The sequence below is a fragment of the Parasphingorhabdus flavimaris genome, assembly GCF_013371215.1.
In the GTDB taxonomy this organism is placed as follows: domain Bacteria; phylum Pseudomonadota; class Alphaproteobacteria; order Sphingomonadales; family Sphingomonadaceae; genus Parasphingorhabdus; species Parasphingorhabdus flavimaris.
The window spans coordinates 864,551-888,994 of the sequence record NZ_JABWMH010000002.1 but is presented as its reverse complement, the minus strand read 5'-3'; the positions used below and the strand labels follow the sequence as shown (position 1 = coordinate 888,994).

Here is a 24,444-nt window from a genome sequence, read left to right as displayed (position 1 = left end):
GGTGATCCAACACCATACGGATCGCACGTTCGCGAACCTCCGGTGCAAATTTGTTCGTTGTTTTGTTCATAATGGCTCCTTCTACTCAAGAGTTGGAGCCTCCGGCAATACCGGGGCGGTTCACTTGGTTCTTATTGCCGCTCTTGCCTTGAAGTTGTCGTTGGATGCCATTACGGCTGCGTCAACGAGTACGCCCCTCGCGCTGCAATGTCTGATCTTGTGTAATTTCGCGCACGCGCTGGGCCTGCTGGTTGCGGACCTGAATGGCGGCGATATTATCTCCGCTAGCAATGCGGCGCGCTACATCCTGACGTTTCGCTTCAACTTCCGTTGACGCCTTTACCGGATCATTCAGATATTTCGCGCGTGTAATCGAAATGGTTTGGGCGACCAGACTCTGGGCGCGTCGCAGTTCGGGGTCGCGCGCATTTTCCTCATGAGACTGTTTTAAGAAGCGATCAGAAAGGGCTTTGAATGTTGTTGTCGCCTCCGCCGCACCCGATGATTTGTTGACCGGCTTTTTGCCTTCACGCCGCTTCTCGCGTTCCGCAATTCTTGCTTGCAGACGGTCAGCTTCGGCACGAACAATTTTGGACGGTTTGTAATTTTCTACTTTTAGCCCCTGCGCAGCAGCAGCTAGAAATGCTGCCTTTTTGAACTTGTCACCGCCGTTGATCTTTACCGAGGTCCAGCCGTTGGCCTTAGCGATACGGATAATGTCGGGCAGGGCGTCGATATTGCGGGTCTTGAGCCGGCCGGCTTCGAGACGTACAATCGGAGTACTATCATCCGATGTCCGGTAGAGCTTGTTGCCGACCCGCAGAAATTTACCGGTGAGATCGTCGGTGATGGTCGGTTTTTCCGTTTTGCGCTTGGGCTTGGTCGGTACGGACTTTGCCTTCTCGGGCGCCCTTTTGCCATCAAGGCTACGCGCGCGCGGGGCAGCGCCTTCTAATTCGTCAGCCATGCTCATCGCCTTCCTCTAAAATGCCTTGCACCTTGCCTTCGCGATCAATGGTCAACAAATCGGCGAGCGCGCTTGGATAATCTTCTGTTCTTATGTCCTTGGGATTCAGCGGATATGCTGGATTTCCTTCAGCCTCTTCGTCGCTCATTTCCCGAAATGAAGCGGGGCTGGCAGCATTAGGTGCTCGGCGCTCAATGGCCGGAACTACAGGCGGGGCCATAGCTCGCTTTTTGAAGAAGCGGCTACTGAAATAGGCGATTTTCGTGCCGATGATCGGCGGAATACCGCCGCGCAGCAGGATAAGTTTCTCCGCAGAAAATTGCATCAATTCTTGTGGCAACATCAGCGCGCGGCGCTGTTCGGACATGGATTTGGAGCGGTTAGCGAGCAAGCCATTGATGGTGAGCGATTTGGTGACGCTTTCCTGTCCCACATAGCCGATGCGTTCGGACAAATCGTTGGCAACGCGCAGCTCCTTGGGCGTAAATGCCACTTCGACACCGCAATTGGCTACGATTTCATCGGCGACATGCTCGCCGTAGACGCCGCGCAATTGCGATCGCGACTGAATGACCGGAAGGAGCCTGATCCCGTAACCTGCGACATAGGAAAAGGCGCTGGCAATCACCGAAGCGCGGCCAAGCCGGGCGAATTCATCAAGGATGACCAGCACTGGTATCGGCGTGGTCTCACCCGGTAGCTCTCGCACGTTGAGGTCAATAAGCTGCTGCAACAGCAGATTGTAGAGCGGTGCAATGCGATCCAGTTCATCGGGCGATACCCCGAGATAGATCGACATAGGGCGCTTACGAAGATCACGCAGATCGAAGTCACTTGCCGCTGTGGCGGAATCGACCAAGGGATTGAGCCAAAGGCCGAGGACGTTTGTGATCGTTTTCTTGACATCGGCAAAGCTATTGTCGGAGCCACCAGCAAAATCAGCCAGTGCCGTTCGGCATCCGACCGACAGATTTAGTTTGGGATCGGCCAATTCTTTTCTGAAAAAACTTCGTGCATCGCCTTCGGTGAGGTGGCGATAGATTGCGCCCATTGTCAGCGGCTCGTCGCTTGTATCGGCAAGCCACGCGCCGACGCCTGCAAATCCGGTGCGCGCGCCGTTAGCCCAAAATGCTTCGCCGTGGTCGGGCGCAACAAACAGCATTGTTGCGATCTTTTGCAATTCGATGATGACATCATCTGGATCATCGCGGTTGATATAGGCCAGCGGATTGTAACGGGCAGTGCGACCTTCACGGTCGGTTGGATTGAACAGATAGACGTCCTGACCGTAATGGGCGCGAAACCCCGCACTGGCGTCGTAATTTTCGCGCTTTACATCAAGGACGACAACCGAGCCTTGCCATGTCAGCAGGTTGGGAATGACAATACCGGTGCCTTTACCCGAGCGGGTTGGAGCTTCGACGATGACATGCTCGCTGCCACCAAAGGTCAGGAAACGTCCGCCTTTGCGGCCAAGAACGATACCGGAGCGGGCGCGAAAGCCGTGGCGCTTTATCTCGCTTTCACGGGCAAAGCGCGCAGCTCCATGCAGCGGCGCACCGCGCGCCCAAAGCGCATAGATTAGGCCAATCAGGAGCAAGCCCCCGCCGATCAAACCACCCGCCATCGCCCGCACAACTTGCGGATCGCCGCGATAATACCAGACGAACTGGGGAATTTTGAGCGGATCATAGGCTTTGACGGGCAGACCCAGAATAAGCCACCCAATCATACTGGCTATGGCGAGCGCAATAAGTAGCCCAAACGGGATTCCGATGAGTAATCTGAACGCCCCGCCGTCAGGCGGCGTGCCTGCCTTCTGGGTCATAATAGATCTCCGTTACCCGAAATTTGCCGTCAGTCTTTTTGATTTGCACGACGCAATCCACGAGCATTTTTAGCAATGCCCGAATATCATCGCGCGCAAGATCGGAGCCGCCTTCGCTTTCCTTGACCAGCAAAGTCAGCTGCTCGAACGCCAGTTCGGCGGAATCGGCATGGATAGTGGTAATCGATCCTGGATGCCCTGAATTGACGTTGCGCAGGTAAAAGAACGCCGTCCCATCCCGCAGCTCCTGAAGCAAGATACGATCAGGGCGCATCCTGAGCGCGCTTTCCAGCAAATGCTTGGCAGTAACATTGGCGGTGCCTTGCCCGTCCTTTGCATAGAGCATGTGAACGACATTCTTTTGGGGAACGATCAATTCGCGCGTGTCTTCGATAGTTAAGAGCCGTTCTTCGGAAGGGATTAGCTGGATCAACCCCTTGGAAAAAGTCGTTTTGCCAGAGCCGGTTGCACCCGAGATAAGAATATTCAGCTTTGCTTTGACCGCAGCATCGAAGAACTCGACATGATGACCTGCGCGCAGCAGTGTGAGTAAGTCTAACTCATGCTGGCTCACTTTCTTTTCAGCAATCCGTGTGTTGTTGAACAAGCCCGCTGCCTCGAAATCATCCAGTGTCAGGGACACGCTTGATGGTTTGCGAATGGTGATTGAGACCGTTTCATCGGGGACAACCGGCGGGACAATGATTTGCACCCGCTCACCAGTTGGAAAGATGGTTGAAACTATCGGATTTTCGCGAGTAATATCCTGCGCTGTATAGGCCGCTGCAGCAGTTGCCAGCGCCATCAGCGTCTTGAAATCGAGCGATGGCTCATTTTCCCATGTCCAGCGTCCGCCCCGCTCAATGCCGACCTCACCGGGAAGATTGATAACCAGTTCGGTGACACTCGCATCATCCAGATATTTAGCTAAAGGTTGGGTCACGCTGTCCAGAACAGCGGTGTTTTTACCCGGCGCGGCCATTATTTAAGCGCAAGGCCGTAAACGGCCGAGAAATCGAAGTCCTGTGCGACGGTTATTCCAACGTCCTCACCCTGATTTTTGCGCAGGACCGGTTTGATGTCGCCATTCTGCTGCAAGACGGTGGAGGCTGCGTCAGATGGAACACGGGTTGTGTTCGAGCCATTATTGCCGACCGCTTCTGCTCCAACGGTCGCTGCATCCTCGACAAGACTAAAAAGCAAAGCGGTGCCAAATCGTTTCCAGAAAAAATTTTCGACTTTACCATCAACACCGCCGCGACCAAGTGCGTCGGTTGCCGGCGAGCCGACATCAATCGCGATGCCGCGCGGTGTTACTGCGCGCGTCCAGAGGACAAACAGGCGGTATTGTCCGCGATTGAGGCCGCCTTGATATTCGCCAAAGATCTTCGTGCCTTTTTCCAGAAGCACAACCCGGCCATTGTCGGAATAGACATTGCGCGGGACAATGCAGCTCACATAGCCGGGCTGACTTGAATCCATCGCGGTTTGCAGGACGCACGGAATGAAGCTTCCCGCGGTAATCAGGAAATTTCGGTTGGGAAGCTGGCGTGCCCGAGCCTGTCCGATTACCGACGCGCGCCGGAGCGTATCAAGATTGGTGGCTTGCCGGGGTGAAGCCTCTCCGGTGCTCGTTCCACTAACAGCCGCGTTATAGTTGGCTGCACTGCCTCCACCAGCGCGCTCACCGCCAAAGGCAATAAGTGTTGACTGCCGCGAAGCTTCTCGCAGCGCTTCAGCTGGCGATTGCTGACGCGGCTGCACGGTAGTTGTCGCTTGGCCCTGTGGGGGCAGGGGCTGAGGGCCAATAGCTGGAACAACCGGTTCCCCCAATGGAATAGGCGCATTGGGATCGGTTCCAGCTTCTGCGAGCGTCGGTGCAATCACCGTGGCCGGGTCATAGTCTGCCGCTTCAAGCGCTGGTTTTGGTTTTACGGGCGGCAATTCTGAATTGCCGGTTAGCCCGGTTCCAAGTGCCAGTACCGTAAACATAAGCGCACCAGCGGCGGCGGCAAAGCCGATCATCTTTTTCGGGTCCACAGTGGTGCCGGGAATAGACGGCATTTTGCTACCGCGTTCGCCAGAAGGGCTGCGGTCAATTTCGTCTGGGTTAGGGGTTTGATCGACTTCAGCGCGTTCAGCGGCTCCGACGTCATTGGCTGTATCGGCCATCACCGTGTCTCCCCATCATCTGTGCGTTCAACGACGCTTGATGCCGTGCCGGTCTTGGGATCGCGTCCATAAAAATCAGGTGCGTCATTGAAGATGCACAGCACTTTCTTGCCGCGCCGCAAACGAAGCTGCGCAAACACGCCGTGAACAACCACAAACTCATCGCGAACATCAAACGGAACAATGCTCTCAGTGCCATCCGGATTGATTGCAAATATTGCAGGTAATTCGCGCTGGTTTGGAAAACGCAGGGCGGTAAATTGCCCGTTGTCAGTAATTTCGGAAGGTTGGATTTCCGATGATCCTTGCACGCTATATTTTAGATTGCGCGCGCCTTCGAGAACACCAAGATCAAGCGCCGAACGGATTGCTCCGGATTGGAGCGCTACTGCCTGAGTATATGCTGCCTGCGTTGCAGCAGCTTGCGCCGCTGCTGCCTCTTCGCGCGGATAGCGGAACGCAACCTTGAAAAAGGTGTCGGCGGTTTTCTCAGCGATTGCTCCCCGGCGTGCGCTCAACTCAAATGTATAGGTTCGGTTTCCTGTGTTTGAACGCGTTATGACGATCAGATTGGTCGGGCCAGCTCGTTCGCGAGGTTTGATGAACAATGAATTTTCAGCCGGGGCAACTTCCCAGGAGATCGTGTCGCCGAGCGCGACATGCTCGACGCGTTCGCTCGGAGAAAATACGATCTGGGTTGCCGACCGAAAAACTCCGACAATACGGAAGACCTGATTTTCGTCATAGATGACTTCGCGGATTCGGTTGTCTTGCGCCGTTGGCTGAGGGGTTTCACCAGCCATTATTGGCGATCCGCTAAGCAGCAGCGCCAATAGGGTGAAGTTTCTTAGATTTTTCATGGTGTGACCTCCAGATCAGCGCGGTAAGTTTGCACTTCCAGCCCCAGCGGATTTTTGAACCGTTGCTGTTCGGTAGTTGGTGTGTCCGTGGTATCGTAGGTCACGGTTGCGATGGCCTGCGTGTCAGTAACGCGCGACCCTTGCTGGAGCGATTTAGTGAAGCGTATTTGCGCGACGTTTTCGGAGACGAATGTGACCGATTTAACCGCGATGAATACCGTATCAAGATCGGTAAAGACGTTCTGCGGAGAGCTTGCATTGTCTTTGCTATAGAAGGCGGTCCAGCGTGCCTGTTCCTCGCGTGACGACATTGCCAGCACGCCCTCAAAAAACTCTTTGCGTGCTTGCGGTATCCAGCCCTCGCGGTTGCGGACATAATCGGCGAGAAAATATTTTGCGACCGCCTCATTATAAGTGATCTGGTTATCGCCCGACATTTGCGCGGTAATTTCGCTAGCGCCGGTCGCCTTATCCACGGTGATAACGTAGGGAGCGACAGTTTTAAGCGGCGTCAGCATTGCAACAGCGGCAACGCCGGTAATCGCAAGACCGCTGGCAATCGCAGCAACTATCCACGCGAGCCTTTTCGAACGCCGCGCTGCAACAAAGCGGTCGCGGTCCCAGCTTGCGCTTTCCGCAAAATAGGCTTTGAGATCATCTCTGTCGGTGACGCCGCCAGCCATCGCTCAGCAACTCTGATAAACGCGCTTTTGCTGCGCGCTGCTGATAGGTGGGACTATGGTTTGGGTCTTGGTGCTGGGCCTTGTTGCTGGTTTTGGGAGCGCGGATGATTTGCTCGGGAATACTTCAACACCTTCACGTTTCGGTTCTTTGCCCGGTTCATTAACAGACGGCTGCCCTGCAGGCGTTGACGTGCCAGTCTCGGGATCGACGGTCGGCAATATAGAGCCGTGAGGGTTGGCCGGGCGGCGCTTCTTACCGTCGCACTTTGAGAGCTTGGGCGACTTTGGTGCAGCTACAATAGGGCTGGCAGGTATAGAAATCGCCAGGGCGGCAATCAAAGCTATGATTTGGTTACGCATAATTTGCTCCTCAATTTGTTCCGCGACTGACCGAACCTGATGTCCGCATTCTTGCGATGCCGCGCGCGAAACCGCGTTCGATGGCGCGGCTTGTTGCCTGCGCTCCGGTCGCGCCGCGCCCGATGACAAACCCGCCTGCTGCTGCGATTGCCGAGGCAAACTGGTTGGCGAGGGCAGGGCCACCGCCACCTAGGGATGCGGCTAGCATCGGAATTTGCAGGAAAAAGAAAAAGCCGAGCGCGTAAAAGGCGAGAGCCTTGATCGCAGCCATGCCGATTTCGTCATTTTCTGAAATTGTGGCGATGATTGCTTCGCCGGTCTGCGTAAGAAACAGCGTCAGAACGAGCGCGAAGACGATCAGCATCAGATAATTGATGCACGCACCCAGCCAGGCAAAGAAATATCCGCGCGTGGACTCGAAGAGGAGTGCCGCGACAAATAGCGGGCCGACCACCGACAGCAGGGCCAAGGCAAACAGGCCGAATGCGCTGATAACAAAACCGATAGCTGAGCATAGCAAGGTGGCTATGAGGACCATCACCACCAAAAAGCCTGAAAAGACAGCATAGCCGATATCGGGAAGCGTGCCTTGCGTTTCCTGATAATTGGCCGCGATCTTGCGCATAGTGTTAGCGGTTTCAAAGCCGGTGCCTGCCAGCTTGTCATAAAAACCGCCAAGACCGCCCACATCTGCGCCGCCGAGAGCCGTTGCGAACTGGCTTGGCAGGCCGCCAAGCGCAAACATGCCGATCTGGGTTCCGTAAAGCGATGTGACGGCGAAATAGAGAAACGCGAGCTGGCAGCCGCGATAAGCATATTCACGGAATGGATATTGCACAGCCCCGCGCATGATCGCGTAACCCAGCAGCGAAATATAAATCACGATGCCGATCCGCAGCGCAGGCGATACAATGCCGATTATAGCAGCATATTTACCAACGATCGCGCCCAAGGCGGTATTAAGCGCCTCAAACATCGTGGTAAAAACATGATCGCTAAAATCCATTTCGGCACATGGTCCTTTTGGTTGGTTTCTATTGGGTCAGTTGAAGCTGTGACTTGGCGAATGCTGCTACGCGGCAGTTGGTCGTGACCACCGCAGGCTGCGCGCTCGTAGGAGTATTCGAGCCTGCCCAGCGCCGACAAATTTCCTGCATTGGCTCGATCTCGGCAGGGTGGGCAGCATAATATTTCCAAGTTCTGGCTGGCATATCGCCGTCAGTCCCGTCCGAATTCTCAGACGCGCCGCACCCCGCGAGCAACAACAGGATCGTCAGCGATGCGGCCCGCATAGTCATTGCCCCCGGTAGTAACGGCTTGCTTCATCAAGCTTGTGTGCCAAGGCGGCTTGACCCTCGGCAGCGCGAGCGCGTTCCTGTGCTTGTTGCTGCAAAGCGATGGCCTGCAAGCGCAGCTGGTCATTTTGCATGGCGGCAGATTCCAGTTGCAACCGCGCGGTCAGATCAGCAACTTCCTTGGCTGTGGATGCGGTCGCCAAACGTGTGCGAAGTTGGTCGAGCCCTTGCGCTCTTGAGGTAACAGCGGAGCCGACATTTTCCGCCAAACCAGCATTGATACCGATATTACGGGCATTAAGATCAAAGGCAGCGCGCGACTGCTCCGAGCCTGCCAGACCAAGCCGGTCAAGAAGTCCGCGATAGACTTCATCGGCCTTTGCGCGGCCCGCGCCAACAACATTGAGATCGCCATTTCCAAACCCTTCGAGGGAACCGTTTGATGTATCGAGTTCGCGAAGCGCATCGGTTTTCAGCTGCTGTGCCAATGCCGGAATATCGGTAAGCTTGTTCAAGTCCTGATAGAGCTTTTGCGCTTCGGCAATTTGCTCATTGCCTTGCTCCACCATTTGCAAGGCTTGCCGAACGGTATTGATCTGCTGGATCAGGCTGGCGCTGTCATGGACGGGCATACCTTGGGCAAAGGCGGGCAAGGGGGCTGCGAAAAGCAGCGTTGCGCTTAGTAGCTGTGTCAATTTCTTCATCGTCTTACCTTTCTACTTGTTTCAGCGTCTTGGGTGGGTTCAGCTGGGACGCCTCCGGCTATGGAAGAGGGGAAGCCAGATGGCAGGATCGCTTCCTGCCTCGGCAATAATTTCATCGACTTGCGCTGTTGTTTCTGCGCGGCCAGAAAGGACGGCCAGCGCGTCATCGAGCCCGCTCAGGTCAAGTTCGACCACCACGCTGTCATGGCCCTGCTTTACCAGAAACTTGTGGCTTTCAGGCGAGAGGTCCTCGCGCACAAGTTTGAATTCGGCTTCTGACAGTGCGAACCCGTCAACATAATCGCCACGCGCACCAAATGGATTTGGTAGCATGACCTTGGTTGCGACCTGTTCGAGGATAGAATGGCTTATGTCGCTTTTCAGCGCATCTGCTGGCGACTGTGTGGCGAACACCATAAGAGCATTACGCTTCCGGTAAGTTTTCAAGCCATCCTGCGCGAAGCGCCGAAAGGCTTCATCGCCTAATGCCTTCCAGAATTCGTCGATGCAGATGATCATCCGCTCGCCAGTTAATAGCTGGTCGATCCGGTGAAAGAGATACAGCATGATGGGTGTGCGGATATCGGCATTGTCGAGGAAGTCGGTCATATCAAAACCGACAAACCGCGCATCAAGCGTCATGCTGTCATGCGCGTTGTCGAACACCCAGCCTAGCGAGCCTTCCGACGTCCACTTTTCCAGCCGCGCGCCAACGCCGCTTGCATCTTTCATACCGAGCATTGAGCGGAGTGCGCTTAGAGACCTGTCGCCGATAGGCAGTTTCATGACCGCATTTATGCCGTCCTCGATACGCCGTTCTTCCTGTACCGAGATAGGCTTACCGTCGGCGCGAACCAATTGGCGGATGAATATCGACAGAAAGCTCTTATCCGTGGCGCAGTCAGTCAGCGCTTTGAGCGGAGAGAAGCCTGTGGCGATGCCATTATGCAATGCGAGATAAGTGCCGCCACTTGCCTGCACGAAGATTTGCGCACCGCGATCTTTGTCGATGAATATCTGCCGTGCGCCGGTTTTTTCGGCCTGTGCCATAAGGAAGTTGAGCAATACGGTTTTACCGCCGCCAGACGGACCAATGATCAGCGTGTGACCTAGATCGCCTTTATGGAAATTGAAGAAATAGGGGCTGCGCGCACTGGTCTTGAGAAGCGCTATGGCTTCGTCCCAATGATTGCCGTTCGCCTGTCCCGCAGGAAAAGTATGGAATGGCGAAAAGGCTGCGAAATTGAGCGATGTGATGGGCGCGGGCCGGGCGCGCCACGCGAAATTGCCGACAAGCTGCGACCAATAGGCAGCTTCAAGCGCTGCTCCCTCGCGCGCCGCCACCATGCCTGTATCGGCAAGAGCGGCGCGGGCCACAGACATATGATCGCGCAAGGCGCGCATATTTGTACCATAAACGGCAAGCGTAAAATGATGATCGCCCAGAACGAAGCGATTTGACATCAGATCGTCGCTTGCATCAATCAGCGCATCTGCCTGGCTGACCGCCCGGTCGCCTGAATTTTCCATTTGCGTCATGCGCAGGCGGAATTTCTCGGTTGCCGCCGCCCGCCCGAGGAAAGTGAAAGATTGTGTCAGCACGAACCCGAAATCGACTGACAGCAACGCCTCAAACTGGCGCGGGGTGGTTTGCGCGGGATATTCGCGGATACCGAAAATGCCCCCAAAGGCTGATGTGTCGGCACCGCGAACCTCGATAGTTTCCGAGCCGAAAATTGTGCGCGCGCGGTAAAGCGCGCCGCCCAGATGCCCACGCACGACGGGAACCCGGACATGACGTCCGGTCATTACCATGTTTGCGACTTCCATCGTTTCGGAAAACATCAATCCGCGATGTTCATATATCCCGCAGCGGCGCGGCTGACAGCGCGCCATGAGCTTTTCGAAATCGCGCGCTTTATCATCGAGCAGTTCGACCAGTGCCTCGTCTATCAGCGGACCTTTGTCCGCCTGCTTCGATACCTTGCGCTTAAAGAGCTGTATGATTTTGTCGCTTCCCGTTGCAGAAGGGCGAATGACAAGGCTGACGAAAAATCGGTTGATGAACATCCGTTCCCGGTTGATACGGCCAAAATAGGCAAGGTCCAGATCGGCAGCGAAACCAGATTTGAATGCCCCGCCGGGATATTGATCCACGCGCATCCTGATCAAATGCGTCCAGATCGACAGTCGTTCGTCATGCAGGTTACGCAGCAATCCATTTATCTTAGTATGCCAGTCGTTGAGATCACGCACATCCGATGTCTCGAAGGCGCGGCCCGTGAGTTCGAAAGTCAGCATGATGTCACCAGAATCAAGCGCCACCATTTGATCGTTTATATGGCGAGCATAGGGTAAGAATTTTTCAGGCGTTGTCTCGCGCTGCGCTATTTTTAGCGGCACAGCATTCTTGGTGGCGAGCAATCTACCCATGACGACCAAAACCTTTACGGCGCAGGCCTGTAAGCGGCAGCGGTGAGTAGCTGCTGCCGCCCCAGAAGCTGCGGTTCCGGTTGCCCGCTTTTGTCCGGCCCCAAAGGAACAGCAGGCGAAACGCATTGACATCGTGGCGCACGATCAGCCGCGAAATTGAATAGCCAAAAGCCGCGATCAATGCGGCATAGAGCGGGCTGTTGCTCTGAATCAGTACCGATGCGCTGGCGATTAACAGTAACACCGCCGCTTCAATTGGAATCCCCGCCCAGAGCGCCGGGCGTGTCACCGCGAGGAACAGCGTGTTCTTTGTCAGAATTTCGGTTTGCTCGTTCATCGCCATCAGCCTGCAATCAGACCGACGATGGAATCCGCTGAAAAGACTATGGCAATGCCAATAATGACCGTCACCAGAACAGCGGTCGAGGCGCGGCCTGTAAACCAGAGTAGGCCGGTCACAATTACGGCGATGACTGCCAGTGTCCGAAGGAGGGTTGATGATAAAAGCCCGCGCACGTTGCTAGCAAAACTCTCTAGGTTTTGTGCGTAGGCTGGCTCGGGAAGCGCGAGCGAAATGAACATCGCAGACAATAGGGCTATGCTCCAGAACACCGCACGTTGGCGCTTGTTTTGAAGCTGGTTAGATCTTGCTGCGCGGGATTTGCGCCACACCTTAGCGCCCCGTGCCAAATTTAGGATGATGCTCATATGCTACCCCTTTCATTCTCTGCGAGAGCTTTGGTTTCGCGTTCGTAAGCCGCACGCTCAAAGAGGTTCCATCTCGGGGGCGGTGCAGGGCGAGGTGGCGCCTGCTGCACCGCATTTTCCGCGACAATGGTTGTCCGCAGATCGCCGCTTGTTTCCGCGATTGGTTGCGATGCAGTGGGGGTATAAGATACTTGACTGTCGGCAATGCCAGCATTGCCGACAACCTTGGCGACATAGCCATTACGAAATCCACGCGATTGGCTTCCTGTATTATACATTGAGAGGGCAATACGAAGGGCGCTTTGTGGGTCGCGCCCCGCTTTTACCGAGTTATAATTCTGAGTAAGAACGCGGCCTAATGCTGCAATGTTGGTGCAGGGGTCGAACACCGTTTCCCATGTGAGACCAAGCCAGCGCATATTGCGGGAATTGATCTGGCCAAGGCCCAGATCGACTGAATAACCTGCTGCAACATAGCGTTTAGCTGTGGCAGCAGCTGCTGCAGCACTTGCCTGACGGCGCGGTTGCCGCCCTCCGTTGACGTTGAGGGCGAAGACGTGGCCGCGGCTTTCAGTACGAACAATCGCGACAACCGTTTCCGGCGCTACCGACGGAGCACATTGAAGTGCCAGTGATACAATAGTTGCAGTAGAGTATGCCATTATTCGGCGCACTCCAGGTTTCTGCCTATTACATCCAATCTTGTGGTGCTTTGCATTGCGCTTCACTCCCGATTTATATTTCTCCTCCAAATTATAGATGCTGATTTATTTGTTCAGCCATAGATTCAGGAAGGCGTTACAGCCGTTTCGACTTGCCAATCGAAACCCATAACGGGCTTTGACCTTCAATTTTGACCTTGCGGACTAGTTGCTTGTCGCTGGGTGTGTTCGCTGTAAGCCCGATTTCTAGCTCAAACTTAGGATAAATAAGGCAAAATCGAACATTTGCCTTCGTAATCTCAAGGCCTCGCCGGTGTCATCCAGCTAGAGGTGTAATATGAATCGAAGCCGCTATGTAACCCGGCCAATTGATGCAACTGATCGAGCTATAATTGCCGCATTGGTCGGCAATGGCCGAATGACAGTTCGGGAGCTCGCAGAGCAAATCGGAATGTCCAGTCCGAGCGTTACCGAGCGTATTCACAAACTTGAAGATGCAGGAGCAATTCGCGAATATACGATCATCGTAGATCCCACAGTATTTGGACTAGGTGTCGCCGCACATGTGCGACTGTGTGCTTTGCCGGGAGAAGCAAAAAGAGTGGCACAAATGCTTGTCGACGCTCCGGAAATTGTTGAAGCGGATCATGTTACTGGCGAAGATTGCTTTGTAGCAAAAGTGGTGGTCGGTGATGTGCAGGAGTTGGAGACTGTTATGGATCGCTTTTTGCCATTCTCATCCGTCGATACCGCCATCATTCAGTCATCCACAGTCGTCAAGCGCCTCCCTAAATTGTAAATTATGCAACTATGGTTGCTGGTATTCCGCAATCTCCCGAGAGATATTATCCAGCCTTTGACGGAACAAGCAGACATTCCGCTTCCGCCCCAGTAGCCGCCGTCAATGCTAATCAAACTTTACTTCTGCTTTGCGCCCAATTTCCGCCGTTCCGAAGGAAAATGCTTGTTGCTAAAAGCGGCCATTGCCTGAGCTCGCTGCGATTACACCATATTGACCGCAAATGGGTGATTAGCTGACGTAGGGAAAGCTAGTTCCAAATGGCAGCTTCACTTCCCGATAGCAGATACCAACATATCCTATGAAAATCGACTGTGGAGCAGGCCCATGAGAGAGCGTACATAACTCTCTAGCAGTGAGATATCGGTTACTGATCGTGCATAAGACCAAAGGCCCTGACTGGATGTGACTAGAAACAGAGCAAGTTCATTGAGCGTCGCTTGAGACAAGTTAGCATTAGATCGGCTTCCAGCGTGACTGAGTGCCCCCAAAAATGCCGCATGGAGGTCCTTGCTATGTGCGTTAACGGCGGTCCGAATGGCATCTTCATGCGGCGCAATTTCGGTCATGCTATTGGCTATAAAGCAGCCGGGACCGGGCAAACCATGGCGTCGGTGCATATCAATGAAATGATAGAAATAGCCTTCAATCGCATCCAGCCCAGCATGTTCCGAATTCAAGATGGCAATCGCAGGAGCGGCGACTTCCTGTCGATATAGATCGAGACAAGCCTCGAACATCTCGGCCTTACCGCCAAAATCAGCATAAATGCCGCCGCGCGCCACTGCCGTTGCCTTGACAAGATCATCAATCGACGTCGCGTGATAGCCATTCTTCCAGAACAGCATCATCGCATTCGGCAGCAGCTTTTCTCTTGACTCCAGTCGTGGGCGTGGCATTTGTGACCTCAGTTATAGAATGATCGTTCTTATACAGTCTCTGGTCAGATCAGCAACGAAAAACCGCGCTTTAGCTGGGCGGTCACCTGAACCAGAAAGCCAATGAGGTACCAAGATGCAAGACAAAGTCATTATTCTGGGCGCGGGGCTTCCCGAAGGCGTGGGCGGTGCCCTGGCGCGGCGATTTGCGCGTGAGGATCTGCATGTTTTCGTTTCAGGACGGACACTTGAAAAAGTCGAACAAACCGCAGCTCAAATTACCGCATCTGGCGGCTCAGCCGAAGCGATCGAAGCCGATGTCACATCAGAAGATGATCTGGATGCATTGTTTAGCAAGGCGGGAGAACGGGAGGGCGCGCTTGCCGCCGTTATCTATAACGCAGGCAATAATATGCCGATCCCGTTCGCTGACCTCTCGCCAGAGCAGTTTGAGTTTTACTGGCGTGTTGGATGCTATGGCGGTTTTCTAACGGCCAAGCGAGCCATGCCAATTCTGGAAGCGCAAGGAGAAGGCAGCATGTTGTTTACCGGCGCGTCCGCTTCGCTGCGCGGCAAGCCGATGTTTGGTCATTTTGCTGCGGCCAAAGCGGCGCTGCGCAATCTGGCTCAGTCGCTGGCGCGGGAATATGGCCCCAAGGGTGTTCATGTTGCCCACATCATCATCGACGGTGTGGTCAACGGTGATCGGGCGCAAACCAATTTCGGTGATTATCTGGATAATCTGGGGCCAGATGGCGCGCTTGATCCCGATGCTATCGCTGACGCCTATTGGACAATCCACGCTCAGCAACGCTCCGCCTGGACACACGAACTCGACCTGCGTCCGTTTAGTGAAACCTGGTAGCGTTGATGCCAAAGCTTCCGAAATCGCTGTTTTCCATAGCCGCTGCGCTCTGTCTTCTCGGACTGCTTGCACATGAAATATTAGGCGCTCCAATGGTTCTGGAACCGCTTGATAACTCCGATATTCCGCAGAATATTGTCTGGCTCCACCATTTTTCGTGGCATGTCGGATCGGTAGCCGTGATCGCGATGACCATCATGTTCGCAATGGCGGCCAGAAAACGCGAGCATCTGATCCTTGCGGTATTTGCGACAGCGATCAGCGCGGGCTTTGCAGCACTTGCGATTGGCCTGGCACTATTTGGCAATAGCGTCATCTGGACGACCCCTGCGCCCTACCCGTGGACATTGGTTGCGATATTCGGGTTCGCTGGTCTGGCCGCAGCAAGGAAAACGGCATGAACAAGACCGACTGGACCTTTGGTGGCGAATGGCCCTTTGAGCCCAAATGGTTTGATACGCCGGACGGAAAAATGCATTATATCGACGAAGGCCCGAAAGATGGCCGTCCGATAATCATGGTGCACGGCAACCCGACCTGGGGATATCTGTACCGGAGGTTTATCAAGGCGGTTGTTGCACAAGGTAACCGCGCGATCGTGATGGATCATCTGGGCTTTGGCCGTTCCAACAAGCCGACCAGTGAAGGCATCTATTCAATTTCCAAACATGCGGGCCGGTGCGAGGCTCTGCTGGCAGCGCTCGATATCCGAAATGCGGTCATGATTGTACAGGATTGGGGCGGGCCGATTGGATTGACATTTGCTGCGCGGCATCCGGACCGTGTCGCTGGGCTATTTGTCCTGAACACCTTTTTTACGCGGCCACTGAAGAAAGTTCCTCTGCCGCGCATCATCCGCGCTTTTCAGGCGCCGTTGCTCGGCGATCTGATCGTAAAAGGCGCCCATGCTTTTGTGCGCGGTTTCCTTTTCAACGCCGGGCTGAGCGACCCGTCGCGTCTGACCGCAACCGACAAGGCGGCCTATCTTGCACCCCACCCAACTTGGTCTTCACGCGCCGGGGTTCTCGCATTTCCTCGTCAGATACCCTCTGGACCGACAGGGCCGGTCAGCGATTTCGTCGCGCATGAAGGGGCAAAGCTGGCAAAGGCTTTTGCGGACAAACCGGTTAAGATTGTCTGGCCGATGAAGGATGTGGCCTTTGCAATCGAAACGTTGGAGGGCATGTGGCTGCGTGATTTTCCGCACGCCGATGTTACGCGCGTCGAGGATGCGGGTCATTATGTTCAGGAAGATGCGCATGAAATTGTGATTCCGCTGCTGCTCGCTTTTATCCAACAGATATCCGGGCCTGTTGCATCATGAACCTGCGCCTGATCAGCTTGGTTTTCGCGCCTTTTGCATTTGGCACGAGCGCGTTTGTATATGTCGGTCTGATAACACCTATGTCCATCGACTTGGGCGTTGGAGTCCCGACTGTTGGTCAGCTTCAGACGGTATTTGCCGTGGCATGCGGAATTGGCGGTCCGATCCTTGCCCGGCTGACCACCGGGTTTGACCGCAAGCGTTTATTGCTCATTATCATGGCCATATTGACGGTCATGAATATGGCATCTGCCATTGCTCCCACATTTGGTTTGATTGCTGGGATCAGGTTTGCTGGCGGTCTTTTTGCTGCTCTCACCCTTCCCCTAGCGACTACACTCGCCGTGAATATGGTGTCGGAGATCAATCGTCCCCAGGCGATCGCGACGGTGCTGGCCGGATATACGCTGGCTTTTCTTGTCGGCATGCCTCTGGGCAGTGTGCTTGGCGATGCATATGGCTGGCGCGCCGCCTTCTGGTTGGCATCAGGGCTGTCCGTGTTGGCGCTTCTGATTATAGCCGTCGCAGCGCCGAAGCATGTGCATGTGCCGCAAATGGGAGACGAGAATTTCGGATCGGCCCTGCGCGGTGATAACCCGATCTTCATGGGGATCACCCTGCTGTCCTTCGCTGCCACCTTTGCGACGGTGAGTTTTCTCGGGCCGGTGATCACCAAAGCTACCGGTCTGGAAGGTGCCGCTATTGGTGCAGTCCAGGTTGCGACTGGTGTGGGCAGTCTTTTTGGCTTGCCGCTCGGTGCATGGCTCGCGCGTTTGCCAGTCAAGCGGGCACTTGCCATGTTGCTATGCACAACTGCCGTGACCCAGTTGCTCTTCACCATCCTGATGGTCAGTGATTTGGGGACATTTGCCTTGCCGATTTTACTTGTCGCTATGACCGGGGGAGCAGGTGCACTATTTGCGACGTCGCCGATTATCCAGACCAATATTGCAAAGTCAGCCGGTTCGGCGGTGACCATTGCATTCGCCCTCAATGGTTCCATGCTCTATTTTGGTCAGGGCATTGGTGCATCGCTTGGCGGAGGGGTCACAGCGGTTAGCAGTCTGGCATGGACAGGGCTCGCGGGCACCGGGGCGGCTGCATTGGGGTTGTTGCTAATTTCCCGGTTGGGACGAGAATTGGGTCGTCCGGCACGAACATCTCCAAAATAGCCTTGAGTTATCCAGCGCTGAACCTGCAATCCGGCTGCAAACGGCTTCCTTTGAGATACTTGCTGGCGTCCAATTATTCAGTTGCCCCCAGTTTAATGTAGTGTCGGCAAACTTTGATGTCGTCTTCTACACCCATCGCCGACATTGGATCGAGCCAATTGGGCTCGACCGCATCATCGATAAAGCGCACGCTTTATTTTCATCTTTGTTTTTAACAAGATGGCGATCATTTATCTCAACAAGCGCGATGTCTATTTGGTCTGTTTGTAACCATCAGATGCTCCGCCGCCGAGAGCCTGAACGAGGGCTATAGACGCAAGCAGTTTGTCCGCCTGTGCGACAACAAGTGTATCGCGCGATTCTTGCAAGCGCCGGTCTACGTCGAGCACGTCCGACAGCGACGCTGCCCCTTGAGACTGGGCCAATTGTAACGACACAAGGGAATTGCTTAGCAGCGTTTCTGCTTCGGTTAAATCCCGAGCACGTCTTTCTGCACTCGCGCGGGCCGAGGCCGCTGCTTCAACATCCGCAATCGCGCTAAGCACGGTTCGCTGGTAAATCGCGCTTGCGCTCGCAACATCAGCACGCGCCACATCAAGATTTGCTCGCGAGCGACCTCCATCAAAAGCCGTATAGTTAATACCAGCAGATCCCTGCAGATTAAGCGCAGCGGAACCGAAAAGCGGATTGATGGCACCTGCTATCGTTCCGATCAGGCCAGCTAGATTGAAGCGCGGCAAACGATCGGCATGGGCTCCGGCGACACGGGCGTCTTGAGCTGCCAGGCTCGCCAGTGCGGCCAGAATATCTGGACGCCGGTTGAGTAGGTCGGCTGGTGCAAGGGCAAGGTCGATAACGCCAGCCGTCGGCAAAGCCTGGGCTTCGCCCAATTCTTCACGGGAAGTACCAACGGTCCTTCCCACAAGCACATCTATCCGGGCCATTTGATCTTCAATTGCAGCCAAAAGCGGCGGTACCGAAGAGCGTGCGATTCGAGCTTCGGCAATGAGGCGATCCCTTTCGATTGCGGGAGATACGCCGCGCTCTACCCGCATCGCTGATAAGCGCGCCTGCTCGGAAAGGGTAAAAGCTCGCCGCTCAGCAACGATATTCCGTTGTTGCAGCAAACGCAGTGTTATATAGCGCTGAGCGATTTCTGTCGTTACCGTGAGCTTTGCCGCTTCCAGTTTCCAGCTGGCCGAAGCGGTGTCGGCGACCGCTGCCTTCTCGCGATCGCCCAACCGACCGAAAAGATCAAGCTCCCAAGACGCGCCAATAGAAACAGAATAGCGATCAACATTGCGTTCAAACCCCGGCAAATTGCTCACCGACTGGAATTCCGGATCTTCCTTTGACAGGCGAACGGCGGCGGCATCGGCAGATGCTGCAATCGCAGGTAATTTCGCTCCGGCGGCGAATCTGATGCCAGCCCTCGCTCGATCAAGACGCGCTGCGGCCTCTGCAATATCAAATGATTGCTGCAAAGCCTGCTCAATCAAAGTATTGAGATATGGATCGTTGAAAGACTGCCACCAGCGCGACTCTGGTGCGGCCACTGGTCGTCTGCTTTCCAAATTTGTAAATTCGGATGCAATCGGCACCACGGGCAAGTCGGCCGGCGTGATGCTAGCCGCCGACGATGCAAGAATCAGTGATAGTGAATATGGGATCATGAAGGTTTAACACTCCTTGGTGACGAAATAGACAATTCGTTACCGGATTGCAATACTCTTGCCTTCTGGTTTGTACGAACTAAAGTGCGGATCATGTCTGAATTACAACACATGCCTGGCCAGCGGGGTCCCGCCGAGCACGTCATGCGTGAACGGATAGTCGCCTTGGCGCACACCATGTTTCGCAATGAGGGTTTTGCTGAGACGAGCGTTGCAAAGATAGCTGCAGAACTGGAAGTTGCGCCGACATATCTCTATAAATTTTTCCAATCAAAAGATGCCATAGGGTCCGCGGTTTGCGGACGAGCGCTTGAAGAAATCACCGATGCGATATGGGCAGTAGCACGTTCAAAGACGTTAGCATCCCAGAGAATTAGAGATCTTTTTCGAGTGACCCTCAAAGAGAGTATGGGTATGTTTTTCGCTGATCGAAAACTCCTCAACCTAGTTGCCAGAAGCATCACGCAAGATTGGCCCTCGATTGCCGCGCACAAGAAAAGAATCAAGGACGTTGTGGAGTATATCGTCCGGGACGGCATGGATTCTGGAGAATTTGACCCTGACCTTGAATTTGAAGAAGTCGTCGAAGCGGTATTCTGGGCGCTTCGTCCATATGCAGATCCTCGACTACTCGAGCAATCCATGGATATGGACCTAGAAAATCAGGCGCAATTGATCGCCCGATTTTGCTTACGCGCACTTACCGCCAGAAAAACTATCGAAGTTACAGATTGACTGAAACGTAACCTCCGATTAAGTCCGATAAGGTTCACAGCGAGGACCGATCGTGCACAAGATATTTTTTCTCCCCCTCTTTATGTCCTTTTTGGTTTCCTGTTCGGGAGGCGAAACGACAACAGAAACTGCTCCTTTGGTTCGGGCTTTCAATGTCACCGGCGCAAATGGTGATACAGCGGGAAATGTGCTGACAGGGACAGTTGCAGCGCGAGTCGAATCGGTTTTGTCATTTCGCGAGGGCGGTCGAATTATCGAACGCCGTGTCGAGAACGGTGAACGAGTTAAATCCGGCCAGTTGATTGCACGCATTGATGCTGCTGACCTTAGCGCCACGATGCAGGCATCTCAGTCTCAGGCAACAGCGGCTAGCCGATCGGTGGACGCCGCGCGCGCGACCGCCCAGCGAGCTGCCGCCGATGAGATTCGGCTACGCGGCCTCGCAGAAGCTGGTGCCATTGCCCAGCGGGACTATGATGCAGCTGTCGAGGGCAATCTCGCGGCACAGGCGCGGCTGAGAGCAGCGCAAGCGGATGCATCTGCGGCAAGATCGAACGCCCGCTTACAAGGCAACAGACGCGGCTATGCAAATCTCTATGCACCTGCTTCAGGAATAATTACTGATGTCCTGGCGGATCGTGGACAGGTGGTTGCTGCTGGGTCGCCCGTCGTTCGCTTTGCTCAATCCGGGCCGCGTGAGGTTATTGTCGATATTCCGGAACAAAATCGCGACAAACTTCCGGCCAATGCTACCGGTTCTCTTTATGGCGGCGGTGAATTTTCGGTTGCTCTGAGAGAATTATCGGCTGCTGCCGATCCGGCAACCAGAACATATCAAGCCCGGTACCGGATCATCGATGCTCAGCCGTCACTTGGGGCAACGGTCACGCTGCAATTTTCCGGAACTTCGAACGAAAAAGTCCATAATGTTCCGATTAGCGCCGTAGCTGAGCGAGACGACAGTCCGGGTGTTTGGATTATCAAAAAGGATGGCAAAGTTGTTTGGAGAAAAGTCAGCATAACGTTCCTTGATGGCGAAAATGCAGCAGTCAGCGGGCTGCGCAAGGGCGAACGTATCGTGTCCATGGGCGCACATCTTTTGCAATCGGGTCAGGCGGTCAGGGTTGCTGCTAAGCCGCGTCGCAAGACTACGGACAAAGTCGCCGCTCGCTAGTGGAAGACCGTTTCAACCTCTCTGCTATCGGTGTACGTGAACGAGCGATCACTCTATTCCTGATCATTGCGATTGTCTCCGCTGGCATATTTGCGTTTCTCAAGCTTGGCCGCGCTGAAGATCCCAGCTTTACGGTGAAAGCTATGGCGGTCTCTGTGGCCTGGCCGGGAGCAACCACCAAGGAGATGCAGGAACTGGTCGCGGATCCTCTTGAAAAGCGGATGCAGGAGCTGCGTTGGTTTGATCATGTTACGGCAACGATACGCCCCGGCTTTCTGACACTACAGCTCGAACTGCGTGACATCACTCCACCCGGACAGGTGCAGGAACAATGGTATCAGACGCGAAAGAAACTTTCTGATGAGGCCGCTAACTTACCGAATGGCGTTATCGGTCCTTTCTTCAATGATGAATTTTCCGATGTCTATTTTGCGTTATTTGCGATCACCGGCAAAGACGTAGTCAATCGCAATCTGGTCATCGAAGCCGAACGCATTCGCAGCCGAATGCTCGGACTTCCCGGTGTACAAAAGGCAGTTATCATCGGCGAAGAACCCCAAAATATCTTTGTCGATATCGCGCCAGAGCGGATTGCAACATTAGGTATATCCCTGCAGGCAGTAATAGATAGTCTGGCACAGCAGAATGACGTTGTCCCAGTCGGCAGCTTCCAGACATCAGGGCCCACTATAGTAGTTCGTGGATCGGGCGTTCCAGACGAGCTGGATGCACTTCGACGGGTACCGGTTTCTGCAAATGGCAGAACGATTACCATCGGCGATATTGCCGAGCTTCGTTATGGCTATGCTGATCCGCCATCCTATGCCGTTCGCCATGAAGGCAAGCCGGCTGTTCTGGTCGGAATTGTTATGGAGCCCCGCTTTAACGGACTGGATCTGGGTGAAACGCTCAAAAACGAGGCCGAGGAAATTAAAGCGAATCTGCCGCTCGGTCTGGAGCTGACACAGATTGCCGACCAGGCGAAAAATATCCAATCTGCTTATGGCGAGTTCATGGTGAAATTTGCCATTGCCCTCGCAGTTATCATGGCAATCAGTCTACTGACCTTAGGGTGGCGTGTCGGCGTGGTCGTGGCCTGCGCTGTGCCGCTAACGCTGGCCGTCGTATTTGTGATCATGCTCGTGACCGGCCGGGATTTTGACCGGATCACGCTCGGTGCTCTGATCCTGTCGCTGGGTTTGCTGGTTGATGACGCCATCATCGCCATTGAAATGATGGTCGTCAAAATGTCGGAAGGTATGGATCGCATAAAATCGGCCACCTTTGCCTGGCATGCAACTGCAGCACCGATGCTCAGTGGAACTCTGGTGACAATTGCCGGATTTCTCCCAGTCGGCTTTGCTCAGTCCTCCGCTGGTGAATATGCCGGCAATATTTTCTGGATCGTAGCGTTCGCTCTTCTAGCCAGCTGGGTGGTTGCAGTTTATTTCACGCCCTATCTCGGCGTCAAAATGCTGCCCGATATCCCCAAGGTCGAAGGCGGGCATGATGCAATTTATTCGACACCTCGTTACGAGCGTCTGCGCGAGTGGGTAACCGCCAGTGTTAGGCGAGCGCCGCTAATTAGCGCGGTAACAGTTGCTGCGATGTTGATCGCCGGGGTGCTGCTCGCGGTGGTTATCCCCAAACAATTTTTTCCAAGCTCTGACCGGACCGAGGTACTGGTCGAAGTATCGATGCCCAAGGGCACGAGCTTTAATGTCACCGAAACGAACGTCGAAGACATAACAAAATTTATTCAAAAGCAACCTGGAGTAGAGCGGGTCGAGAGTTTTACTGGTGCTGGCGCGCCACGGTTCTTCCTATCATTGAACCCTGAATCTCCGGATCCATCTTTCGGCAAGCTGGTTATCCAAACAGAAGATGTCGACGCGCGTGATGGCCTGAAGAGAATTATTGAAAAAGCCGTGATAAATGGTCGTTTTCCGGCGGCTCGCGTGCGTGTCACCCAGCTGCTATTCGGACCGCCGGTACCCTATCCCGTAGTGTTTCGCGTCAGCGGGCCGGATATCGATCTTACCAAGAAATATGCCGATGAGGTCCGTGCGATTGTCGCGGCCAGCCCGCAAACACATGATGTTCATCTCGATTGGGGAAACACAGCCCCCATCATGCGACTGAATTTCGACCAAGATCGTTTGCGGTTGCTGGGCCTCACACCCGCTGATGTCAGCCGGCAAGTTGCAGCCCTGGTCTCAGGTGTACCCGTTACCCAGATTAGGCGCGGAGACAAAACCAGCAATGTTGTAATCCGCGCGACCGAGAGCGCGAGACGGGATCCGTCGCAGCTCGCTGGCCTGACAATCCGCAATGCAAGCGGCAATCCAGTAACCGTTGGTCAAGTAGCAACGATCGAGATTGAATATGAAGAACCGCTGATCATCACGCGAGACCGCGAACCGACATTTTCCGTACGGGCCGATATTAATCCCGGCTTGCAGCCACCCGATGTGTCAGCAGCGATTCTCCCTGACCTGAACGAAATCAAGAAATCGCTTCCAGCTGGCTATAAAATCGAAACCGGTGGCGGCATAGAGCAGAGTGCCAAAGCTGGTGCCGCGCTCGCACCGATATTCCCGATCATGATTCTGGTTATGCTGGTTATCATCATACTCCAAGTGCGATCGTTCAAGCTTATGGCATTGACATTTATCACTGCACCGCTTGGGCTGATCGGAGCAGTCATTGCCCTTGTGGTGACTGGAGCGCCGTTTGGATTTAACGCAATTTTGGGCCTGATCGGTCTCGCTGGCATATTGATGCGCAACACGCTTATTCTTGTTGATCAGATTGGAATAGAAAAAGAGCGCGGACTGTCGGAAAGTGAAGCGGTCATTGAAGCAACGGTAAGACGCTCACGCCCGGTATTGCTGACTGCGCTCGCCGCCGTTCTTGCCTTTGGGCCATTGACTATTTCCAGCTTCTGGGGGCCGCTAGCCATGGTTCTAATTGGCGGCACCATTGTCGGAACGGTGCTGACCCTGTTCGTTGTCCCGGCCATCTACGCCGTCTTCTTTGGACTGGCTAGCGAGCCCTTGTTTAGGCGTCGTGATCGGGTGATGGAGCCGTAACCGTTAGCTCGCTCGATACTCAAGTGTATGACACCGATGTGTTTAAAGCTGATTTGTTGG

General features: G+C 54.4%; 23 protein-coding genes. 8 read left to right on the top strand and 15 right to left on the bottom strand.

The genetic code is table 11. The features are described from left to right. Window positions 1–181: 181 nt before the first annotated feature. The 13 genes from HUO14_RS08905 to HUO14_RS08845 form a co-directional block, all read right to left on the bottom strand. Complete coding sequence (locus tag HUO14_RS08905; RefSeq protein ID WP_176279482.1) at window positions 182–967, bottom strand: LPD7 domain-containing protein; 786 nt, start codon at window positions 965–967, stop codon at window positions 182–184. Next, window positions 960–2,795 carry a type IV secretory system conjugative DNA transfer family protein gene (locus HUO14_RS08900; RefSeq protein ID WP_176279481.1) on the bottom strand — a complete coding sequence of 612 codons (1,836 nt, stop codon included), beginning with the start codon at window positions 2,793–2,795 and terminating at the stop codon, window positions 960–962. The genes HUO14_RS08905 and HUO14_RS08900 overlap by 8 nt, the downstream gene beginning before the upstream one ends. Then, window positions 2,767–3,777, bottom strand: coding sequence for a P-type DNA transfer ATPase VirB11 (gene virB11 / locus HUO14_RS08895; RefSeq protein WP_176279480.1), 1,011 nt, complete (start codon window positions 3,775–3,777; stop codon window positions 2,767–2,769). Before virB11 ends, HUO14_RS08900 begins: the two co-directional genes overlap by 29 nt. Beyond that, on the bottom strand, window positions 3,777–4,967 hold the full coding sequence (virB10, locus tag HUO14_RS08890; protein ID WP_176279479.1) for a type IV secretion system protein VirB10: 1,191 nt from the start codon (window positions 4,965–4,967) through the stop codon (window positions 3,777–3,779). Before virB10 ends, virB11 begins: the two co-directional genes overlap by 1 nt. Then, entirely contained in the window at window positions 4,967–5,827 is an 861-nt protein-coding gene (virB9, locus tag HUO14_RS08885; RefSeq protein WP_176279478.1) for a P-type conjugative transfer protein VirB9, read from the bottom strand. Before virB9 ends, virB10 begins: the two co-directional genes overlap by 1 nt. Continuing rightward, a complete protein-coding gene (locus tag HUO14_RS08880) occupies window positions 5,824–6,510 on the bottom strand; it encodes a VirB8 family type IV secretion system protein (RefSeq protein ID WP_176279477.1) in 687 nt (228 codons plus the stop codon). The genes virB9 and HUO14_RS08880 overlap by 4 nt, the downstream gene beginning before the upstream one ends. 3 nt (window positions 6,511–6,513) lie before the next feature. Next, entirely contained in the window at window positions 6,514–6,870 is a 357-nt protein-coding gene (locus tag HUO14_RS08875) for a hypothetical protein (protein ID WP_176279476.1), read from the bottom strand. Window positions 6,871–6,880: 10 nt separating this feature from the next. Continuing rightward, the gene (locus HUO14_RS08870; RefSeq protein ID WP_176279475.1) at window positions 6,881–7,876 is read right to left on the bottom strand and encodes a TrbL/VirB6 family protein; all 996 of its coding nucleotides are present in this window, start codon (window positions 7,874–7,876) and stop codon (window positions 6,881–6,883) included. Between the two features lie 288 nt (window positions 7,877–8,164). After that, a complete protein-coding gene (locus HUO14_RS08865) occupies window positions 8,165–8,869 on the bottom strand; it encodes a type IV secretion system protein (protein ID WP_176279474.1) in 705 nt (234 codons plus the stop codon). 39 nt (window positions 8,870–8,908) lie between these two features. Beyond that, window positions 8,909–11,302: a VirB4 family type IV secretion/conjugal transfer ATPase gene (locus HUO14_RS08860; protein ID WP_176279473.1), complete on the bottom strand. Its 2,394-nt coding sequence runs from the start codon at window positions 11,300–11,302 to the stop codon at window positions 8,909–8,911. Continuing rightward, the gene (locus tag HUO14_RS08855) at window positions 11,295–11,639 is read right to left on the bottom strand and encodes a VirB3 family type IV secretion system protein (protein WP_176279472.1); all 345 of its coding nucleotides are present in this window, start codon (window positions 11,637–11,639) and stop codon (window positions 11,295–11,297) included. Before HUO14_RS08855 ends, HUO14_RS08860 begins: the two co-directional genes overlap by 8 nt. Before the next feature lie 5 nt (window positions 11,640–11,644). Beyond that, window positions 11,645–12,010 (bottom strand): TrbC/VirB2 family protein, encoded by a 366-nt coding sequence (locus tag HUO14_RS08850; protein ID WP_176279471.1) that lies wholly within the window; start codon window positions 12,008–12,010, stop codon window positions 11,645–11,647. Beyond that, window positions 12,007–12,672 (bottom strand): lytic transglycosylase domain-containing protein, encoded by a 666-nt coding sequence (locus tag HUO14_RS08845; RefSeq protein ID WP_176279470.1) that lies wholly within the window; start codon window positions 12,670–12,672, stop codon window positions 12,007–12,009. The genes HUO14_RS08850 and HUO14_RS08845 overlap by 4 nt, the downstream gene beginning before the upstream one ends. 337 nt (window positions 12,673–13,009) lie before the next feature. Here HUO14_RS08845 and HUO14_RS08840 point away from each other — a divergent pair, with 337 nt between their 5' ends. After that, window positions 13,010–13,471, top strand: a complete 462-nt coding sequence (locus HUO14_RS08840) for an Lrp/AsnC family transcriptional regulator (RefSeq protein WP_176279469.1) — start codon at window positions 13,010–13,012, stop codon at window positions 13,469–13,471. 299 nt (window positions 13,472–13,770) lie between these two features. Here HUO14_RS08840 and HUO14_RS08835 read toward each other — a convergent pair whose 3' ends face one another. Beyond that, a complete protein-coding gene (locus HUO14_RS08835; protein WP_176279468.1) occupies window positions 13,771–14,370 on the bottom strand; it encodes a TetR/AcrR family transcriptional regulator in 600 nt (199 codons plus the stop codon). A gap of 115 nt (window positions 14,371–14,485) precedes the next feature. Between HUO14_RS08835 and HUO14_RS08830 the strand changes: the two genes are divergently transcribed. The 4 genes from HUO14_RS08830 to HUO14_RS08815 all read left to right on the top strand — a co-directional run bounded on the left by HUO14_RS08830 (window position 14,486) and on the right by HUO14_RS08815 (window position 17,710). Next, window positions 14,486–15,214, top strand: a complete 729-nt coding sequence (locus HUO14_RS08830; protein WP_176279467.1) for an SDR family NAD(P)-dependent oxidoreductase — start codon at window positions 14,486–14,488, stop codon at window positions 15,212–15,214. A 92-nt stretch (window positions 15,215–15,306) separates the two neighbouring features. Then, window positions 15,307–15,615: a hypothetical protein gene (locus HUO14_RS08825; RefSeq protein ID WP_176279466.1), complete on the top strand. Its 309-nt coding sequence runs from the start codon at window positions 15,307–15,309 to the stop codon at window positions 15,613–15,615. Beyond that, window positions 15,612–16,538, top strand: coding sequence for an alpha/beta fold hydrolase (locus HUO14_RS08820; RefSeq protein WP_176279465.1), 927 nt, complete (start codon window positions 15,612–15,614; stop codon window positions 16,536–16,538). The genes HUO14_RS08825 and HUO14_RS08820 overlap by 4 nt, the downstream gene beginning before the upstream one ends. After that, complete coding sequence (locus HUO14_RS08815; protein ID WP_176279464.1) at window positions 16,535–17,710, top strand: MFS transporter; 1,176 nt, start codon at window positions 16,535–16,537, stop codon at window positions 17,708–17,710. Before HUO14_RS08820 ends, HUO14_RS08815 begins: the two co-directional genes overlap by 4 nt. 251 nt (window positions 17,711–17,961) lie before the next feature. Here HUO14_RS08815 and HUO14_RS08810 read toward each other — a convergent pair whose 3' ends face one another. Beyond that, entirely contained in the window at window positions 17,962–19,383 is a 1,422-nt protein-coding gene (locus HUO14_RS08810; protein WP_176279463.1) for an efflux transporter outer membrane subunit, read from the bottom strand. 93 nt (window positions 19,384–19,476) lie between these two features. Between HUO14_RS08810 and HUO14_RS08805 the strand changes: the two genes are divergently transcribed. Genes HUO14_RS08805 through HUO14_RS08795 form a run of 3 tightly spaced genes read left to right on the top strand, consistent with a single transcriptional unit; the run spans window position 19,477 to window position 24,384 of the window. Further along, window positions 19,477–20,118 (top strand): TetR/AcrR family transcriptional regulator, encoded by a 642-nt coding sequence (locus tag HUO14_RS08805; protein WP_176279462.1) that lies wholly within the window; start codon window positions 19,477–19,479, stop codon window positions 20,116–20,118. A 52-nt stretch (window positions 20,119–20,170) separates the two neighbouring features. Then, window positions 20,171–21,292, top strand: coding sequence for an efflux RND transporter periplasmic adaptor subunit (locus HUO14_RS08800; protein WP_176279461.1), 1,122 nt, complete (start codon window positions 20,171–20,173; stop codon window positions 21,290–21,292). Continuing rightward, window positions 21,292–24,384 carry an efflux RND transporter permease subunit gene (locus HUO14_RS08795; RefSeq protein WP_176279460.1) on the top strand — a complete coding sequence of 1,031 codons (3,093 nt, stop codon included), beginning with the start codon at window positions 21,292–21,294 and terminating at the stop codon, window positions 24,382–24,384. Before HUO14_RS08800 ends, HUO14_RS08795 begins: the two co-directional genes overlap by 1 nt. Window positions 24,385–24,444 lie beyond the last annotated feature (60 nt).

Coding starts and splice junctions, on each gene's coding strand:
- HUO14_RS08850 (WP_176279471.1), bottom strand. CDS start 12,010: ATGAGCATCATCCTAAATTTGGCACGGGGCGCTAAGGTGTGGCGCAAA.
- HUO14_RS08825 (WP_176279466.1), top strand. CDS start 15,307: ATGGTTCTGGAACCGCTTGATAACTCCGATATTCCGCAGAATATTGTC.
- HUO14_RS08880 (WP_176279477.1), bottom strand. CDS start 6,510: ATGGCTGGCGGCGTCACCGACAGAGATGATCTCAAAGCCTATTTTGCG.
- HUO14_RS08860 (WP_176279473.1), bottom strand. CDS start 11,302: ATGGGTAGATTGCTCGCCACCAAGAATGCTGTGCCGCTAAAAATAGCG.
- virB10 (WP_176279479.1), bottom strand. CDS start 4,967: ATGGCCGATACAGCCAATGACGTCGGAGCCGCTGAACGCGCTGAAGTC.
- HUO14_RS08905 (WP_176279482.1), bottom strand. CDS start 967: ATGGCTGACGAATTAGAAGGCGCTGCCCCGCGCGCGCGTAGCCTTGAT.
- HUO14_RS08875 (WP_176279476.1), bottom strand. CDS start 6,870: ATGCGTAACCAAATCATAGCTTTGATTGCCGCCCTGGCGATTTCTATA.
- HUO14_RS08870 (WP_176279475.1), bottom strand. CDS start 7,876: ATGGATTTTAGCGATCATGTTTTTACCACGATGTTTGAGGCGCTTAAT.
- HUO14_RS08815 (WP_176279464.1), top strand. CDS start 16,535: ATGAACCTGCGCCTGATCAGCTTGGTTTTCGCGCCTTTTGCATTTGGC.
- HUO14_RS08810 (WP_176279463.1), bottom strand. CDS start 19,383: ATGATCCCATATTCACTATCACTGATTCTTGCATCGTCGGCGGCTAGC.
- HUO14_RS08835 (WP_176279468.1), bottom strand. CDS start 14,370: ATGCCACGCCCACGACTGGAGTCAAGAGAAAAGCTGCTGCCGAATGCG.
- HUO14_RS08865 (WP_176279474.1), bottom strand. CDS start 8,869: ATGAAGAAATTGACACAGCTACTAAGCGCAACGCTGCTTTTCGCAGCC.
- virB11 (WP_176279480.1), bottom strand. CDS start 3,777: ATGGCCGCGCCGGGTAAAAACACCGCTGTTCTGGACAGCGTGACCCAA.
- HUO14_RS08855 (WP_176279472.1), bottom strand. CDS start 11,639: ATGAACGAGCAAACCGAAATTCTGACAAAGAACACGCTGTTCCTCGCG.
- HUO14_RS08820 (WP_176279465.1), top strand. CDS start 15,612: ATGAACAAGACCGACTGGACCTTTGGTGGCGAATGGCCCTTTGAGCCC.
- virB9 (WP_176279478.1), bottom strand. CDS start 5,827: ATGAAAAATCTAAGAAACTTCACCCTATTGGCGCTGCTGCTTAGCGGA.
- HUO14_RS08840 (WP_176279469.1), top strand. CDS start 13,010: ATGAATCGAAGCCGCTATGTAACCCGGCCAATTGATGCAACTGATCGA.
- HUO14_RS08830 (WP_176279467.1), top strand. CDS start 14,486: ATGCAAGACAAAGTCATTATTCTGGGCGCGGGGCTTCCCGAAGGCGTG.
- HUO14_RS08805 (WP_176279462.1), top strand. CDS start 19,477: ATGTCTGAATTACAACACATGCCTGGCCAGCGGGGTCCCGCCGAGCAC.
- HUO14_RS08900 (WP_176279481.1), bottom strand. CDS start 2,795: ATGACCCAGAAGGCAGGCACGCCGCCTGACGGCGGGGCGTTCAGATTA.
- HUO14_RS08845 (WP_176279470.1), bottom strand. CDS start 12,672: ATGGCATACTCTACTGCAACTATTGTATCACTGGCACTTCAATGTGCT.